The organism is Sphingobacterium thalpophilum (assembly GCF_901482695.1).
Classification (GTDB): domain Bacteria; phylum Bacteroidota; class Bacteroidia; order Sphingobacteriales; family Sphingobacteriaceae; genus Sphingobacterium; species Sphingobacterium thalpophilum.
Genome location: NZ_LR590484.1, coordinates 4007551 through 4024633, shown reverse-complemented (window position 1 = coordinate 4024633; position 17083 = coordinate 4007551). Strand labels below are relative to the sequence as shown.

The 17083-nt window shown below is 41.5% G+C and carries 17 protein-coding genes and 1 tRNA gene; 10 read left to right on the top strand and 8 right to left on the bottom strand.

Features of this window, described 5'->3' with window-relative positions; all coding sequences use genetic code 11:
- Positions 1–127: 127 nt before the first annotated feature.
- Positions 128–199: transfer RNA gene (locus tag FGL37_RS16615), tRNA-Arg, on the top strand.
- Positions 200–235: 36 nt separating this feature from the next.
- On the opposite strand, the gene FGL37_RS16610 is transcribed toward FGL37_RS16615, so the two are convergent.
- The 3 genes from FGL37_RS16610 to FGL37_RS16600 all read right to left on the bottom strand — a co-directional run bounded on the left by FGL37_RS16610 (position 236) and on the right by FGL37_RS16600 (position 3640).
- The gene (locus FGL37_RS16610; protein WP_028068909.1) at positions 236–1318 is read right to left on the bottom strand and encodes an acyl-CoA dehydrogenase family protein; all 1083 of its coding nucleotides are present in this window, start codon (positions 1316–1318) and stop codon (positions 236–238) included.
- The gene (pnuC, locus tag FGL37_RS16605; protein WP_028068910.1) at positions 1308–1925 is read right to left on the bottom strand and encodes a nicotinamide riboside transporter PnuC; all 618 of its coding nucleotides are present in this window, start codon (positions 1923–1925) and stop codon (positions 1308–1310) included. The genes FGL37_RS16610 and pnuC overlap by 11 nt, the downstream gene beginning before the upstream one ends.
- Before the next feature lie 215 nt (positions 1926–2140).
- Positions 2141–3640, bottom strand: a complete 1500-nt coding sequence (locus FGL37_RS16600) for a malate:quinone oxidoreductase (RefSeq protein WP_028068911.1) — start codon at positions 3638–3640, stop codon at positions 2141–2143.
- 328 nt (positions 3641–3968) lie between these two features.
- Here FGL37_RS16600 and fabG point away from each other — a divergent pair, with 328 nt between their 5' ends.
- The gene (gene fabG, locus FGL37_RS16595; protein WP_028068912.1) at positions 3969–4712 is read left to right on the top strand and encodes a 3-oxoacyl-[acyl-carrier-protein] reductase; all 744 of its coding nucleotides are present in this window, start codon (positions 3969–3971) and stop codon (positions 4710–4712) included.
- A 150-nt stretch (positions 4713–4862) separates the two neighbouring features.
- Complete coding sequence (locus FGL37_RS16590) at positions 4863–5843, top strand: LuxE/PaaK family acyltransferase (RefSeq protein ID WP_028068913.1); 981 nt, start codon at positions 4863–4865, stop codon at positions 5841–5843.
- 112 nt (positions 5844–5955) lie between these two features.
- Here FGL37_RS16590 and ypfJ read toward each other — a convergent pair whose 3' ends face one another.
- On the bottom strand, positions 5956–6825 hold the full coding sequence (ypfJ, locus tag FGL37_RS16585; RefSeq protein ID WP_028068914.1) for a KPN_02809 family neutral zinc metallopeptidase: 870 nt from the start codon (positions 6823–6825) through the stop codon (positions 5956–5958).
- A gap of 164 nt (positions 6826–6989) precedes the next feature.
- Between ypfJ and FGL37_RS16580 the strand changes: the two genes are divergently transcribed.
- The gene (locus FGL37_RS16580) at positions 6990–7571 is read left to right on the top strand and encodes a PhnA domain-containing protein (protein WP_028068915.1); all 582 of its coding nucleotides are present in this window, start codon (positions 6990–6992) and stop codon (positions 7569–7571) included.
- A gap of 73 nt (positions 7572–7644) precedes the next feature.
- On the opposite strand, the gene FGL37_RS16575 is transcribed toward FGL37_RS16580, so the two are convergent.
- Positions 7645–8571 carry a polysaccharide deacetylase family protein gene (locus tag FGL37_RS16575; protein ID WP_028068916.1) on the bottom strand — a complete coding sequence of 309 codons (927 nt, stop codon included), beginning with the start codon at positions 8569–8571 and terminating at the stop codon, positions 7645–7647.
- A 337-nt stretch (positions 8572–8908) separates the two neighbouring features.
- The gene (locus tag FGL37_RS16570) at positions 8909–9415 is read right to left on the bottom strand and encodes a hypothetical protein (RefSeq protein ID WP_081817801.1); all 507 of its coding nucleotides are present in this window, start codon (positions 9413–9415) and stop codon (positions 8909–8911) included.
- A gap of 205 nt (positions 9416–9620) precedes the next feature.
- Between FGL37_RS16570 and FGL37_RS16565 the strand changes: the two genes are divergently transcribed.
- On the top strand, positions 9621–10190 hold the full coding sequence (locus FGL37_RS16565) for an NADPH-dependent FMN reductase (protein WP_028068918.1): 570 nt from the start codon (positions 9621–9623) through the stop codon (positions 10188–10190).
- A gap of 48 nt (positions 10191–10238) precedes the next feature.
- On the opposite strand, the gene FGL37_RS16560 is transcribed toward FGL37_RS16565, so the two are convergent.
- The gene (locus FGL37_RS16560) at positions 10239–11099 is read right to left on the bottom strand and encodes an aminotransferase class IV (protein WP_028068919.1); all 861 of its coding nucleotides are present in this window, start codon (positions 11097–11099) and stop codon (positions 10239–10241) included.
- Between the two features lie 19 nt (positions 11100–11118).
- A complete protein-coding gene (locus FGL37_RS16555) occupies positions 11119–12165 on the bottom strand; it encodes an RluA family pseudouridine synthase (RefSeq protein WP_028068920.1) in 1047 nt (348 codons plus the stop codon).
- Positions 12166–12221: 56 nt separating this feature from the next.
- Here FGL37_RS16555 and FGL37_RS16550 point away from each other — a divergent pair, with 56 nt between their 5' ends.
- The 5 genes from FGL37_RS16550 (at position 12222) to ppk1 (ending at position 17069) form a co-directional block, all read left to right on the top strand.
- A complete protein-coding gene (locus FGL37_RS16550) occupies positions 12222–13118 on the top strand; it encodes a 1-aminocyclopropane-1-carboxylate deaminase/D-cysteine desulfhydrase (RefSeq protein ID WP_028068921.1) in 897 nt (298 codons plus the stop codon).
- Positions 13119–13225: 107 nt separating this feature from the next.
- The gene (locus FGL37_RS16545) at positions 13226–13789 is read left to right on the top strand and encodes an NADPH-dependent FMN reductase (RefSeq protein ID WP_028068922.1); all 564 of its coding nucleotides are present in this window, start codon (positions 13226–13228) and stop codon (positions 13787–13789) included.
- A 78-nt stretch (positions 13790–13867) separates the two neighbouring features.
- Complete coding sequence (locus FGL37_RS16540; protein WP_028068923.1) at positions 13868–14446, top strand: DJ-1/PfpI family protein; 579 nt, start codon at positions 13868–13870, stop codon at positions 14444–14446.
- Between the two features lie 10 nt (positions 14447–14456).
- Complete coding sequence (locus FGL37_RS16535) at positions 14457–14834, top strand: hypothetical protein (RefSeq protein WP_028068924.1); 378 nt, start codon at positions 14457–14459, stop codon at positions 14832–14834.
- A 165-nt stretch (positions 14835–14999) separates the two neighbouring features.
- Entirely contained in the window at positions 15000–17069 is a 2070-nt protein-coding gene (ppk1, locus tag FGL37_RS16530) for a polyphosphate kinase 1 (RefSeq protein WP_028068925.1), read from the top strand.
- Positions 17070–17083: the final 14 nt, after the last annotated feature.

Sequence of the window (17083 nt, the reverse complement as noted above, 5' to 3'; positions counted from 1 at the left end):
CATAGACACACCATTTCAAAACGGCGAAATGGAACATAAAAACCCGGCTGCCGATTCCGCTAAAAAAGATAAAATTTATGCCAAAGATTATTTGTAAGATGTAGAAAATAGTATATCTTTGCGACACGTCCCCGTAGTTCAATGGATAGAATTTCAGATTCCGGTTCTGACGATATGAGTTCGAATCTCGTCGGGGACACTTGTCAAAAAAAGACGATCGTTAGATCGTCTTTTTTTATGACAGATTTCTCTGCAACAATCTGTGTTGGGATGCCGTAAAAATGTTCCGAAATACAATATTAATTTCGCTGTCGGTAGCTGCTCCTGCAATTCCGCTGTGCGGATATAACTTAATGACATTGGCTAACATAGTATCCACAAAGTTTCTGCTTTCATCGGCTATGCGGTCATACCACGGGCTATTATCCTTTCCGTTGACCAGATTTTCCCAAGAATCAGCTGCTAAGTCAAGTAGGCTGATTTTTCTTTGACTGTAGTCCTGTTGTATTCGGTCCAATACGCGAAAAGCCGCTTTGCTTTCAGGACTTTGCCATTTCCCTTCGTTTGATCTTAAGACAAATAATTTATCCATGAGGTCAAGAAACCTACGATACATGCCCATAAAGTTAGCCAGCAAGGTTAATTCAGCAAATGGTATAAAAGGATACTGATAGAGCAGATCGACATGTGTACTTTTTGAGCCATCTATCTGAAAAGAATGATTTTCAGGGACCAACACATCATCTAGCGAAAAAGAATGGGATGCCGTCGCCTCCAGTCCAAATGTATCCCAGTCATAATGGACGAGAACATGATCCCTCGACACAAAGAAAGATTGGGAAATCGGGTTTCCCGCGTTGTCTAGCAGGGGCTTTCCCTGATCGTAAACAAAAGCATTTAAAGTAAAATGAGTCAGGTGTGGTGCGCCAGTGGCATACTTCCAATGTCCTTTTAACCGATATGCAGATCCTTCCCGAGAAGCAATCCCTGCGATCTGTCCACTTCCTCCCAAACAGACCTTGTCCGATACAAAAAGATCGGTGGCTACAGCAGGATCAATATATCCGACAAATAGATTTGCGCCCGCACACAAGGTCACCGTCCAAGCCAGTCCTCCATCCCAATATGCCAATTCCTCCAATAACGAAAGCCCTTGGCTTAAGTGAAGCCCCAGCCCGCCCAAGGATGTGGGCACCCACATCTTAAACCATCTGTTACGGTAGATCAAGGCTAGTTGTTCGTCAGATAAAGTCTTTTGGAGAATACCCTTTCGCTGACAATCCATTAAGCAAGCGATATCTTCATGGCTAAGTTGCATATATTTTTTCGTCATTTAGTATCTTCCTCCAATTAAAATAACCACCAAAAGCCATTACAAACAAAAACAGCGTTAGCCCCGCATAAAGGAACAATCCTTTATGCAACAACAGGGGAACCGCTACAAGGTTGCTCAGATTCAATAAAAGCCAATTTTCCAGTTTACGCTTCGCCAGTAGCCACATGCCTGCCCAAGCTGTGCAGGACACAATGGAATCCCACAAGGGCACATCGGAGTCTGTCAGATGCACGAGTCCAAAGTAAAACGCCAGAAACCCGACGATGCAGATCAATCCGACGATCGACCAGTCGCTTTTCGCACACCGGCTTATTGGTATCACTGTTGCACTGCCATACCTCCAATAAAACCACCCATAAATGCTCATGATCAGATAATAAAGATGGAGTAATATTTCAGCGTATAGCTTTGCATGAAATAAAACATAAACAGAAATTATGATTCCGATTAGACCAAAAATATAGTGGATGGATTTATTCAATCGGGAGAACCAGACCTGTAAAATACCGAAGATCACGGCTAACCATTCTGCGGCTGTAGCCTGTTGTATTTGCTCAGTAAAGGATTCGAAAAAGGAATACTCGGTCATTAAAAAGTGTTTATCTTCTAAATTACTCTAATAAAACACTTAGGAGAGAAAACCAGCTGTTTTCTTGAAATTAGCTCCCTACGCCAGCATTATCTGGATCAGGTATATAAAAGCGATTATACAGGGACTACAATCGCTTTTATTGGGTATAATCTCAGCCCAAAATGATTCATCATTTTAAGCACCCCATAAGTATATCTGTTAAAGCGAATTAATCAAGCAATATCAATTAATTTCAAGGCTTTATGTGTACGAATTCGGGTTTCCCGACAAAGTTCAGCGTCGTCGTTTAAAGATTTCCCATGTGAAGGAATCATTTCGCGCAGCTTTTTACGATACTCATCGGATTTTGCCCGGTCCGGAAAACACTTCTTCAACAGGCTGATCATGATAGCTACCGAAGTAGAGGCGCCCGGAGAAGCCCCTAATAATGCTGCAATAGAACCATCTGCACTCGATACCACTTCAGTACCAAATTCCAGAATGCCCCCTTTCTTCTTATCTTTTTTAATTACCTGAACGCGTTGTCCGGCTTTCTCAATCACCCAATCCTCCAATTTGGCGGTAGGCATAAATTGTTTGAGAGATTCCAGTTTATCTTTAGGTGATTTCATCACCTCCGTAATCAAATATTTGGTCAAAGGCAAATTATCGAGTCCTGCAGACAACATTGGCCGTATATTGGAAAGTTTAATGGATGCCGGCAAATCAAAATAAGATCCCTGTTTTAAAAATTTGGTTGAAAAACCAGCATAAGGACCAAAAAGTAAGGCTTGTTTGCCGTCAATATAGCGGGTATCCAAATGTGGTACTGACATTGGCGGTGCGCCTACCGATGCTTTACCATATACTTTAGCGTGGTGCGCATCAATAATCTCCTGGTTAGTGCATCGCAACCACTGACCACCAACTGGGAATCCGCCATAACCTTTCGCTTCGGGGATGCCAGATTTTTCGAGCAGCAACAAAGAATGTCCACCGGCACCGATAAACACAAACTTCGCTTTTATCTCTCTCTTCACCCCTGTTTTTAGATCCTTCACCTCGACTTCCCAGCGGTCATCATCCTCGCGTTCGATGTCCACCACCTCATGACTCAAAGAAATCGAGATATTATCTTTTTTCGCAAGGTTGGCAATCAGATCACGCGTGAGCGAACCAAAATTCACGTCCGTTCCTAAATCCATTCGGGTAGCAGCCATCTTTTCATCCGCTGCTCTTCCCTCCATCATCAAAGGAATCCATGATTTCAGGGTCTCAGGATCCTCGGTATATTCCATTCCTTTAAATAAATTTTGGGTCGTCAGCGTTTCCCATCTTGTTTTCAGAAACTTGACATCTTTTTCACCAAATACAGCACTCATATGGGGAATGCTCCGGATAAAATTTTCAGGCTGGGGAATGATGCCTTTATCAACCAAGTATGACCAAAACTGTTTCGATACTTCAAATTGTTCGGCAATTTTTACTGCTTTATCAATCTTTACTGAACCATCTTTTTGCTCTGGAGTGTAATTCAATTCGCAGAGGGCGGAGTGACCCGTGCCAGCATTATTCCAAGCGTCAGAACTCTCAGCAGCCACAACATCCAAACGCTCAAGAATTTCAATATTAACGTCTGGGCTTAATTCATTGATCAAGGTACCTAAAGTGGCACTCATGATACCGGCGCCGATGAGAACAACGTCAACTTCTTTATTTGATTTTTTGCTCATGTTTTTGTGATTGATGCAAATTTAATATAGTTTTTGGTAAACGCCCAAGCCTTTTGTCAAAAAACTGTACTTTTTAGAAGCACTTATTCAAAAATACCACTGATTTATTAAAATTATCCTAAGCTAGGCTCAAAGCCTTTGCATTTAATTCTCAAAATAAAGTTCTACGCCGCATGTGCAGCGATAAGGATTGTATGTATCGACATTCCAGACATCAAAGATAAGGACCATGTGCTTGCTTTTTAAATGGTTATTTATCGAAAGATTTTGTGTTATAATATAGTTTTAACATTTTTGCAGAATCGACAAACAACACTATACTCAATATATGAAATTACTTGAAGGAAAAATTGCTTTGGTTACTGGTGCATCAAAAGGAATCGGACGGAAAATTGCTGAGGTGTTTGCGCAACATGGAGCGAATGTTGCTTTCACTTACCTTTCATCCGTAGAGAAAGGACAAGCCTTAGAGAAGGAGCTTCAGACCTATGGCACAAAAGTAGTCGGCTATCGCTCGGATGCGTCTAAATTTGAAGAAGCCGAACAGCTAATCGATGCAATTGTCACTGATTTTGGGAGTCTGGATATCGTTGTCAACAACGCCGGGATCACCAAAGATGGTCTACTTATGCGTATGACCGAAGAAAATTGGGATGATGTTTTAAATGTAAACTTAAAATCTGTTTTTAATATTACGAAAGCAGCTTCAAAAATCATGATGAAGAAACGTAGCGGTTCGTTTATCAATATGTCTTCCGTCGTCGGTGTACAGGGAAATGCTGGACAAGCAAACTATGCCGCTTCGAAAGCGGGAATTATTGGGTTTACGAAATCCGTGGCAAAAGAACTGGGCTCACGTAACATTCGTGCAAACGTTGTAGCGCCTGGGTTTATCCGTACTGAAATGACCGACATCCTCGACCCCAAGGTGATCGCTAACTGGGAAGCAGGTATTCCTCTAAAACGTGCCGGCAGTCCCGAAGATGTAGCCAATGCCTGTCTATATCTCGCTTCAGATTTAGCGGCTTACGTAACCGGGCAGGTGCTTCCTGTCGATGGCGGTATGCTATAACAGACATTATATGGCGTCAGGGAGCCTGGCGCCATTTTTATCTATTGAGGAAGCCGGTCTGCAACGACAAGCTCCATAAGATTTTCCTTTTCAACCATATCATCATATCTCTAAATTTTAGCTAATTTTGTGCATCAAAAAACATATGCTATGGGAAACTGGACGAATATTTTCGGCATTCAAACAGAAGATGACTTCAATCGACATTGTTTAGAAACTTACGAATTCCAGTTGCAGCATTGTCAGGTGTATAGGAATTATGTTTCGTTACTTCGTAAGGAAACGAATAAGCCTCAGCACTATGCAGAAATCCCATTCATGCCGATTGAGTTTTTCAAAACCCAACAGGTCCTCGCTACAGGTATGCGGCCACAGGTGGTATTTAGCAGTTCGGGCACTACAGGAATGGTGACTTCCAAGCATTTCGTTGCAGATGTAAAGCTATATGAGCATACATTTAGAACGATTTTTGAAGATTTTTACGGGCCGCTAACGGATATAGCTGTCTTGGCGCTTCTGCCCTCCTACCTTGAAAGGAGCGGTTCGTCGCTTATTTATATGGTTGATGATTTGATGAAACAAAGCCGGCAGCCTGAAAGCAACTATTTTCTCTATAATCATCAGGAACTTTACAACACCCTCTTACAACTTAAAAATAAAGGTACCAAAACGATTCTTTTTGGAGTGACTTATGCATTGCTAGATTTTATCGAAAGGTACACCCTCCATTTTCCAGAACTTATTATCATGGAAACCGGTGGTATGAAAGGCAAACGAAAAGAGATGATCAAACAGGAAATTCACCATCTTCTCAGCGAAGCTTTTGGAGTCAGGGAAATTCATTCGGAATACGGGATGACGGAATTGCTTTCCCAGGGCTACTCTTACGGTAATGGTATTTTCCATCTGCCAAAATGGATGAAAATCCTCATCCGGGACACGAACGACCCTCTGAGCGTACTCTCTTCGGACAAAACAGGTGGAATCAATGTTATTGATCTAGCCAATCGCTTCTCTTGTTCATTCATCGCAACACAGGATTTAGGGAAAAAGTATCCAGACGGTTCATTTGAAATATTAGGACGCTTTGACCAAAGTGATATCCGCGGCTGCAACCTGCTCGTACAATAAGCATCCTATCGATTAGATATTTCACTGAAAGATGGAAGGTTAAAATACATTAGATACCTTCCATCTATTGACATTACATTGAATAAGTAAAGGACTTTCCTGCGGAATTCAGCTAACGTAAACTTGGGTCTTCAAATGTATTCCCCGCACGCATATCGCCTGAATCATAACCTTTTTTGAACCATTCGCGACGCTGTGCAGAGGTGCCGTGTGTGAACGATTCAGGAACGGCATACCCCTGTGCTTCAGTCTGTAACTTATCATCACCAACAGCTTCGGCTGCTTTCATGCCGTCCATAATATCATTGTAGTCTATTTTAATATCCGTAACTTCGTTTAGATAGTGCGCCCAGACTCCGGCATAAAAGTCAGCCTGAAGCTCGGTCATGACCGATATTTTATTATTTTCACGCTCGCTTAATTTACCCCGTGCCTGATTGGTCTTGGGTAGCAGCCCGACCAGCTGCTGTATATGATGTCCAACTTCGTGAGCAATTACATAGGCCATTGCAAATTCACCTTTCGCGCCGAACTTCTCGGATAGCTCACGGCTAAAACTGAGGTCAAGATAGATTTTTTGATCTCCTGGGCAATAAAATGGCCCATAAGAAGCTTGTCCCATACCGCAACCATCGGTTTGGGTACCTCCATCGTAAAAAACCAAGGTCGTTGGCGTATAGTTCGTCTGCATTTGTTCTTTAAAGAGTTTGCCCCAGACGTCCTCAGTACTTTGAAGTACAGTCAGTGAAAATTCGGTGAGTCTTTTTTCTTCGGGATTCAGTTCTCGCGGCTGCCCAGATTGCTCGGTCTGAGGCCCCATATTTTGGGTCTGTTGCAACAATTGCATCGGATCGCCGCCCATCAGAAAACCAATTACAAGCACAATAATTCCACCGATTCCGCCTAGTGCAATTTTTCCACCACCGGACATCCCTCTTCGGTCTTCAAAATTGCCACTTTGTCTACCTCCTTGCCATTTCATGTGATTTGTTAATTAAAGTCAATAATTTTTTCTCTGAATCGAGTACAAATTCGATACCAATATCTTTGCTGGACAGAAATTTGTTTTTTGTCGTCGATTATAACTCAAACGGGGCCAGCTTATATGATTTATTTATTATTTTTGCGGCCTTATAAAAATAAGATATGAAACTTGATGAACAACTATGGGCGAGAGCGGGCGGAAAATGTGAACTGACAGGTGCCACTACTGAGCTCACGAGCTATACCCTACCTCCAGAGACTCCATCTCAACTGGACAATACGCTGCTGATTTCTGAGCGGCTCGCCAACCAACTCAAAAAAACAGAACAGCTAAACCCAGAAGACTGGAAATTTTTGCCCAATGTGATGTGGTCAGAGCATCCAGCTATACAAATTGTATCCTGGCGTATGTTGAACCGCCTGAAAAACGAAGGCTGGGCATCAGAAGCACTGGATATCCTATATCTTGATGATGAGACCTTAGCTGAAGCTAAAAAAACCGGAGATCACGAAAATGAAGGTTATGTTTCTTTTCATGAGGATAGCATTGGTCAGCGCCTTTTTGAAGGTGACACGGTGGTGCTGACTAAGACCCTTGATGTAAAAGGTTCTTCTCTAAAAGCTAGCTTGGGGACGGTAGTGAAGAATATACGCCTAGTCGCCGATAATATCGAGCAGATCGAAGGAAAAATTGAAGGTCAAACTATTGTTATATTGACCAAATATCTGCGCAAACAGAATTAGTATTTTTCTAGCATATATTCATGTACGGGGCTGCATGAATATATGTAAATATCGAGGGATATCGCTGACCGAGTTATTGCGGATAATTACGCATAAATTCAAAGTGGTAATTAGGGTGCTGTTTAAGGCTATCGATTAAATCGCACAACAATTTTTGGCCTTTTTTTGTCTGATACATGTTATCATGTGTCAGGAGCACTACATTATTCTTCGTATAGGAAGTTCCCTTGCGGAGCAGGTTTTTCATTCGTGTATAGAGCTGGCTAACGGACAGGTCCGGTTTGCCTGTGACACCGTTAATCTTCCATTCGCAGTCCCAGCCCATAATTTTATAACCATTTTGGTGCAAAAGTTCAGCGGTGGACGCGCCGCTCTTCAAATCGATCTTTTTTCGGCTTCCCACATACCATATATTTCTTCCTGGCAACCTGACGATTTTATGTGCTAGACCCAGCGATTGTTCTGCCAGTTCAAAATCTTCATAAGCGGCCTGTGCGTCAGAATAAAAGGAACTATACTTATTATGGGCATGCCAATAACTGTGGTTATAACAGTCTACCAATGGATTATTTTTGTAACGCTCCGTATAACCATGTAATTTTTTGCTCATCTTATCATGTTCCCCAATCAGAAATGCGTTTATTTTCACGCCTTTGGCAGTGGCTATGGAATCTAGATACTGACTCCCATTTAAAGGGCCATCGTCAAAGGTCAAGTAAATATATCGTGGAGATACAGAATCCGTCAGCAAAACGGTCGTATCCTTGGTTCCCTTATAGGAAATAGCAGCCTCCATTTTAAGAATTGAATCCTTGTGTAGGGAGTCGGTTCTACGTATTGAATCCTGCACAAGAATCAGGCTATCTCTCCGCTGCTCTACCGAATCATGTAAAAGCTTTTGTACTCTATTATCCGTGGTATTTTGATTACAGGCACATATCCCAAATCCAACGGCTCCTAAACCCATGATCACAACAATTGCTTTTCCTATCTTATTCATTATAAAAATTAACCAAAACATTACAATTCAACATCAAATGCAAATCAACCTCCTTCATGGCCAATTATTGCTGTCGACACCGCAAAATTAAGATAATTTTCATCAATCATCACTTTAAATTCTTTAATTTATCCGTTACATTTATTTTCCACATTTACTAGCACATGAAAAGTCTATGATAAATTAAGCTCTTCCTTTATTGCGCATAAGTCAACTTAAATTTAAATCCATGTTACCTTTCTTGTGCATAAAAAATGCCCCAGAAAGTGTATAACTTTCTGGGGCACCAAAGAATAGATTCCTTTATGTATACGAAAAAATCGTATAAGATCAACTACTAATCCCAATGTCTTCCATGATGATCATGGCCACGTCCATGTCCTCTTCCTTTATCGTGATGTCTTCTGCTTTCCTGCCACGAAGCGTCACGGCGTCCCCGACGATCGTTTGCAAAAGAATAGCCACTGTGGTGGTGTCTATCCCGGATTGCGACCTGTCTACCACGCACATGAGCATACCTGCTTCTGTAGCGGTCATGATGATGCCAAGGGGTACGATCATTGATCACTACTTTATGAACCCGGTAGAAATCATAATGCCGATATCTTCTCGGTAAACGTGTTCTTCTGACCCATCCTCCATTATCATAATAAACATAGCATCTTGCCGGAACATCGTAGTACATGTTGTATTCCGGAATATAATAGTAGCGAACGTAATCGTATCCAACAGGCCCCCAGCTTGGCTGGCTGCCTATATTCACGCTAATACTGACCTGTGCCTCAGCTGTACCTGCCGTAAAAAGACCAGCGATGACCATAGCTGTACAAAACAATTTTTTCATAAGTAGCTCCTCCCTTAGTAATGTAATTTCTTCTTTACACTACGACATCAAACTGTATGCAAAAGATTAATGATCAAATGTTAATTTTTGTTAACATTTCCTTAATCTACTCGGCATAAACGTGTTAATTCCAAGTTTACAGTAATATCGGGGAAACTTTTTGTGGGATCAAATTGTTCAGCTTCTAAACTATATCGTATATACAATGGCAAATTACAACATAGGAATACTGGTTGGAAGCTTAAGAAAAGACTCCTATAACAAAAGAATCGCACATTTTATACTCGAGCAGCAATCGAATAATTTTCGCTACAGTATCATCGAGATCGGAGATCTACCTTTGTATAATCAGGACTACGACGACCATGGAACTGTTCCTGAAAGTTATATCCGGTTTCGGCAGGAGATTACGCCTATGGATGGTATTCTTTTTATTACACCAGAGTACAATCGCGCCGTCCCCGCGGTACTCAAAAACGCTATAGATGTTGGTTCCAGACCTTACGGAAGAAACAAGTGGGACGGCAAACCCGCAGCGATCATTTCGTCTTCAATAGGAGCATATGGCGGTTTCGGTGCGAATCATCAGCTTAGGCAATCGTTGGTATTTGTCAATCTCCACCCTTTGCAGCAGCCGGAGGCTTATCTCGGGAATATACAAGAATGTGTAGGTGTAGACGGCAAAATTGGTTTACAGAAAACAAAGGATTTTCTGCTCAGTTTTAAAAATGCCTTTGAACAATGGGTGGATCGCATACAACAAACCAAAGGCTGAGCCTAATAACAGCCTCTGATTTGCTTCTTATCTGATATTCAACAAAAATCAATCCTCACTTGAATCATAATTCCATGTCAGTAATTTGTCCTGTAAAATTCTGGATATCCTGTTGAAGTAGCGCTTTTGCTTGTACCCCATTACCCATTGTACGCCCTGTACTGCATTTGTGCAGAAAATTTCATCTGCCCTTTTCATGATCTCAGGACTTATTTGGGCTTCGATCACTTCAATTCCCTCAGCCTTTGCCATATCCATCACAACACGACGCATTACCCCCTCGATACAGCCTTCAGACAGTGCAGGAGTATAGAGAACCTTTTCGTAATACACAAAAATATTTGACGTCAGGGATTCACAGAGAAAACCTTCCTGATTTAGAATCAATACATCGTCAAAAGCCATTTTTTTCTTATAAATACCCGCTAGTACATAGATCTGCGCATTAAGAGATTTTATCTTGGAAAGATCACTATACGGTTTTTTGAATTCATTGTATAAGCCGACTATCAAGCCCACCTTTTTATCCCTAAGATTAGGTTCTAATCTTTGTACCTGCAAAACATATCCTGGCTTATTTGCGGTCGGACTATATAATCCCCCTCCCGCACGGAACACAATCAACCTGATGCGTACTTGTTGCCCCAGCATATTATTCTTCCGAATAAGCTCTTCCGCTTTCGAACGGATAAAAAATTCATCGAACAGATTGGCATCGTCCAAATGAATTAACTCCATTCCCTGCTGTAGCCGTTCGACATGAAAATTCAGAAAACGGATATCGCCATCTTTGTACAGCATGGTTTCAAACAATCCATCGCCGTAACGAAAACCTCTATTTTCTATACTAAATATTTCCTGTTCTTCCGGCACAATATTGCCGTTAAAATTGATATAGTTTGTCGGCATCTTAACTTATTTTTCTAATTTAATCCTTCTCTATAGCCATCGAATTAGCGGCATAACCGCGCCATTTTTCTAAAGCTAAACGAAAATCTTCGGGATATGGTACTTCAAAATACATATTTTCTTTTGAAGTCGGATGAACGAACCCCAAGACTTGTGCATGGAGGGCCTGACGCGGCAGTAGGGCAAAACAATTGTCGACAAATTGTTTATATTTTGAAAACACAGTCCCCTTCAGTATTTTATCACCCCCGTACATTGCATCATTAAAAAGAGGATGTCCGATGGACTGCATGTGGGTGCGAATCTGGTGTGTACGGCCGGTTTCCAATTGGCACTCAATCAATGTCACATAACCCAGCCTTTCGAGTATCCTGTAATGTGTGACCGACCATCGCCCCTTATCTTCACTATCGTACATCGCCATAATTCGTCTGTCCTTTAAATGGCGGCCAATATAACCGGTAATTGTGCCATCTTCTTTTAGATCGCCCCAGACCAGTGCGATATATTTACGAGTGATGCTATGATCAAAAAATTGCTTGGCTAAAAAAGCCATGGATTTTTCGTTCTTCGCGATTACAAGAAGCCCTGAAGTATCTTTATCTATCCGATGAACCAAACCCGGGCGGTCAGAATTTCCCGGTAACTGAGGTAGCTGCTGTATATGATAAGTCAGCGCATTGACCAATGTACCTGTATAGTTATTATACCCCGGATGTACAACCATTCCGGCCTCTTTGTTGACAATTAAAACGTCGTCATCTTCATATTTAATATCAAGTGGAATATTTTCGGGATAAACTTCATTATCGCGCGGTGGATCCGGCAACACCAAAGTAATCAGGTCACCGGGTCTGACTTTGTAACTGGCTTTAATTTCTTTGCTGTTCACCATGACAGAACCCGCCTCGATAGCATGCTGAATTTTGCTACGTGTAGCATTCTCCACCCTGTTCATCAAATACTTATCAATACGGAGCAGCGCCTGTCCCTTGTCTACCTCAATGCGTAGATGCTCAAATAACTCCTGTTCTTCTTGATCATGCGATCCTATTTGTCCTGTCATCCTGCAAAAATAAACCAAATGAAACAATTTCGTTAAATTTGTTTTCATTTAATGTTATGCTGTCATTCAACATCCATAGTCCAGAGACCGAAATCTCATTGCCCGCATGGGAAAGAAAGCACATTCGGGTAACGTTGAAACGGGATGACCTGATTCATCCATTTATTTCGGGCAACAAATGGCGGAAATTAAAATATAATCTACAGGAGGCACAACAGCTTCATAAAAGTCATATTGTCACCTTCGGTGGTGCATGGAGCAATCACCTTCTCGCAACGGCCTGTGCTGGTGCCACCTTCAAATTTAAGACGACTGCTTTTGTACGTGGCGACGAACAAGTTAGTAACCCTGTATTAACGATGTGTCAGCTATTTGGCATGAAGCTTATTTACGTAGATCGCGATGCCTATAAAGACAAAGAAAAGCTCTATCAAGACCACTTTGGCGCTGATGTAACTAGCTTTTGTATTCATGAAGGTGGGTACGGTCTTCTGGGAGCAAAAGGCTGTGCTGAACTCCTGGATGAACTCCAGCAGGACTACCAGCATATCTTTGTTGCCTGCGGTACTGGCACCACCCTGGCAGGTATCGCAAAGGCTGCCGACAAAAAGGATCTCTTTGCCAAGGTGCACGGTGTACCGGTGTTAAAAAATGGCAGTTTTATTCAGAAGGAGGTTAGCGATCTTTATGCAGATCTTCCGGATCCCACATTACATCTGGATTATCATTGTGGCGGTTATGCAAAAACCACGCCCGATCTCCTGAAGTTTATACAGCAATTTATCGCCACAACAGGTATCATGATCGAAGCGACATATACGGGTAAGCTTCTTTACGCGGTCGATGATCTTATCAAACACGATTATTTTACACCAGCGGATCATCTGCTTGTGATCCATACCGGTGGTCTCACTGGACTGCTGGGTATGTACGAGCGTTTCGTTTTTAATTGACCTAGATCAAGAAATATCACTGATGGCATCCTGAAGACATTTCATTGACGTTTTTTTGGCGATTATATTGTAAGTTTGACCCGGTTAAAAATAAAGCTTTTTAAAACATGAAGATATTAGCATTTGCAGGAACAAGCAATAAAAATTCGATCAATAAAACATTCGTGACAAGCACTGCCAAGTATTACAAAGAAGCGGACGACAGTATAGAACTTCTGGATCTGAACCATTATGAAATGCCCATCTATTCATACAATAAGGAAGTAGAACAAGGCATTCCACAGCTCGCCTATGACTTTGCCGCAAAGATGGACGCCGCTGATTTTCTTATCATTTCGCTGGCTGAGCACAATGGCTCCTATACTACAGCGTATAAAAATATTGTGGATTGGGTGTCGCGTATTCCGAGCCGCAAGTTATTCAATGGCAAACCGGTGTTTTTGCTAGCGACCTCACCGGGTCCTTTGGGCGGGGCTACTGTTCTCAATGCGGCGGTAAACCGCATTTCCTGGGATGGGGCCGAGATTCTCGAATCTTTTTCTTTACCCGAGTTCCATAAAAACTTTGAGGAGGGAAAGGGAATCATCAATCCGGTCCTGCGTAGTCAGCTTGAGGCTAAAGTACGCAAAACAAAACGTATTCTTGCTGAAAAATTGACCGTCCAAGGTTAACAAAAGATTGACAAAAAGCCGTTGCGAAAACCTCTTTTAATACGTAAATTGATAGCCTATTAAAAGAGGTTTTTTGATATGGCAAAAAAAGTATTATTACTTGTTGGAGACTTTGTAGAGGACTACGAAGCAATGGTTCCCTTCCAAGCGATGGGATCGATAGGAATAACCGTTGATACGGTGGCACCTGACCGGAAAAAGGGTGATGTGGTACCAACTGCAGTACACGATTTTACCGGCGACCAGACGTATAAAGAATTAAGAGGCCACAATTTCGCGATCAATAAAGATTTTGATCAGGTCAATCCCGAGGAATATGACGGTCTCTACATAGCAGGTGGCCGGTCGGCAGAGTACATCCGCCTCAATTCGCGTGTACTGGAAATCACCAGACATTTCTTTGAGAAAAACAAACCGGTGGCAGCAATATGCCATGGCATTCAAGTGCTGACTGCAGCTAAGGTTTTAGCTGGCCGCACGCTGACAGCCTATGTTGCTGTTGGTCCTGACATTGAGCTGGCAGGGGGCACATGGAAAAATATCCCGGCAGATCAGGCCATCGTGGATGACAATCTCGTTACCTCTCCTGCCTGGCCAGGCCATCAGGCAATTTTGAAAGAATTTTATAAATTGTTAAACATAAACATTACATTTTAAGCGTATTTTAATGAAGAAAAATAAAAAAGTATGGTTGTTGATCATACCGGTTTTAGTGTTGTTGGGTTTTATTTTGAAAGATAGTTTCAGCCAGAAGAGTATAGAAGATCTTCCGGGCGGCTTTAAGGAAGTGGCTTTCGTGAGAAATGAACAAAACAAAGGCGGTATTATTCGTATATACGCCGTTACTGTCGGAGATGTGCTGAATGCTGATTATACTGGCTGCCTTGATCTCATGCCAATTAATGATTATGGTAGTGTCACGACAGTCTACTTTTTTGACCGCAGTGCTCCTTACCCCACTACGCTGATGATCGATCCACCATATTTTGATACAACAAAATACAAAGCCATCCAAATTTCGAAAAAGTACGGAAAGAAAAAATAAAAAAGCATTGCGCGCTAATACCTCAGAAAGCTGTCTCTTTTCTGGGGTATTTTTTTTTGCAAAAAAGGTGAAGAAAACATAACTTAATAATTCTTTAACACGAAAAAATTCATTTATCACCTGTATAGCTCTAGTTTTGCTTCTAAAATTTATTTATATTTAGCTATGGCGAAAAAATTTATTCCTAGAGACGTGAGCTGGCTGAGCTTTAACGGCAGGGTACTACAGGAAGCAGCTGATGAAACTGTACCTTTGCCATTAAGAATCAAATTTTTAGGTATATTTTCCAATAACCTGGATGAATTTTTTCGTGTCCGGGTCGCAGGGCTCAAAAGAGCTATTGACCTTAAAGACAAAATCGCGAATCAAGCATTTTACGAAGATCCACAACTGATTCTGGAAGAGCTCAATATCCGTGTCATCAAGCAGCAAAAGAAATTTGATAGTACCTGGAACCGTGTTCAGAAGGATATGGCCAAACAGAACGTCTTTATTAAAACGAGCGAGGAGCTTAGTCCCGAACAGCAACAGTTTGTCGGCGAATTTTATCAGGACGAAGTAGAATCCAATGTCATTCCACTGCTTTTAGACGATATTCGGCCAATGCCCTACATCCGCGACAAAAGTCTGTACTTAGGCATAGCTATGGGAAAAAGCGAATGGAAATATGAGACGCGATTTGCGGTAATCGAAATTCCTACGAGTCAAAATGGGCGTTTTCTGCAGTTGCCTGCACCAAAAGATGAAAAACACATCATCCTTTTGGAGGATGTCATTAAGTTTAATCTGCCCTTGATTTTTTCCTATTTTGGTTTTGACGTCTTCCATGCGCATGTATTTAAGGTGACAAAAGATGCTGAATTTGACATTGATAATGACATCAACACCTCACTGGTAGAAAAAATAAGTAAGGGTGTTAAAAACAGACGTAAAGGCAAACCTACAAGATTCGTATTTGACCAAGAAATGGATCCAAAATTGGTTGAATTTCTGATCAAAAAGCTTAATCTTTCCAAAAAAGACAGCATCATACCGGGACAAAAAATCCATAATTTCAAGCATTTCATGGATTTTCCAAATGTGTTTAAATCATATCATCAACCGGAGGAACGCACATCTTTTCCACATCCTTACTTCCAAAATTACGAAAGGGTAACCGATACGGTGTTAAAGAAAGATGTACTTCTATCATTTCCATATCACGAATTTAGGCCGATCATTGATTTGTTGCGCGAAGCAGCGATGGATCCTGATGTCAAAACTATACAGATTACAGCCTATAGACTGGCTTCAAACTCCAAAGTTGCGAATGCACTGATCAATGCTGCACGAAATGGAAAGGAAGTCACTGTGATGCTCGAATTACGTGCCCGGTTTGACGAGGAAAACAATTTGGACTGGAAGGAGAAACTCGAATTAGAAGGCATTAGGGTACTTACTGGCATTCCCAATAAAAAAGTGCATGCCAAATTATGTGTTATCAAAAAACGGAGCGGAACGAAAACCATTCAGTATGGTTTTGTGAGCACCGGAAACATTAATGAGAAAACAGCTAAATTGTATGGCGATTATTGTCTGTTAACCAGTAATCGGGACGTCATTGCAGATATTAATAAAGTATTCAATTATCTGAAACGCCCCAAATCAAATCCAGCAGACATCATCAAAAATTGCAAGAGTTTGTTGATCTGCCCGATTGACATGCGACGGGAATTACTTCATTTTATCGATCAGGAAATCACCGAGGCCAAAGCAGGCCGTAAAGCTCATCTTATTGTTAAAGTAAATTCAATGAGTGACAAGGAAATGATCAAAAAACTCTATGAAGCCGCCACTGCCGGCGTAAAAATCGACCTTATTGTGCGAGGAATTTATTGCGCGACCAACCAAAAGACATTTAAATCTCCAATGAACGCCATTTCGATTGTAGATGAATATCTTGAACACGCACGGGTCATGTATTTCTACAGTGCAGGCAAAGAACACTTTTATATCTCATCCGCGGATTGGATGACACGGAATCTTGACCATCGCATAGAGGCAGCCGTCAAAATCACCAGTAAAAAGATCAAAGAAGAATTAAAAGATATGCTACATATTCAGCTTAATGATAATGTCAAAGCGCGTATATTAAATAATTCATTGAGTAACCACTACGTTGAGAATAAAAAAGTGCCATGCCGCTCGCAGATTGATATATACAATTATCTGAAAAAGAAACTAAACGATCATTGAGGCTGTCCTCGCGG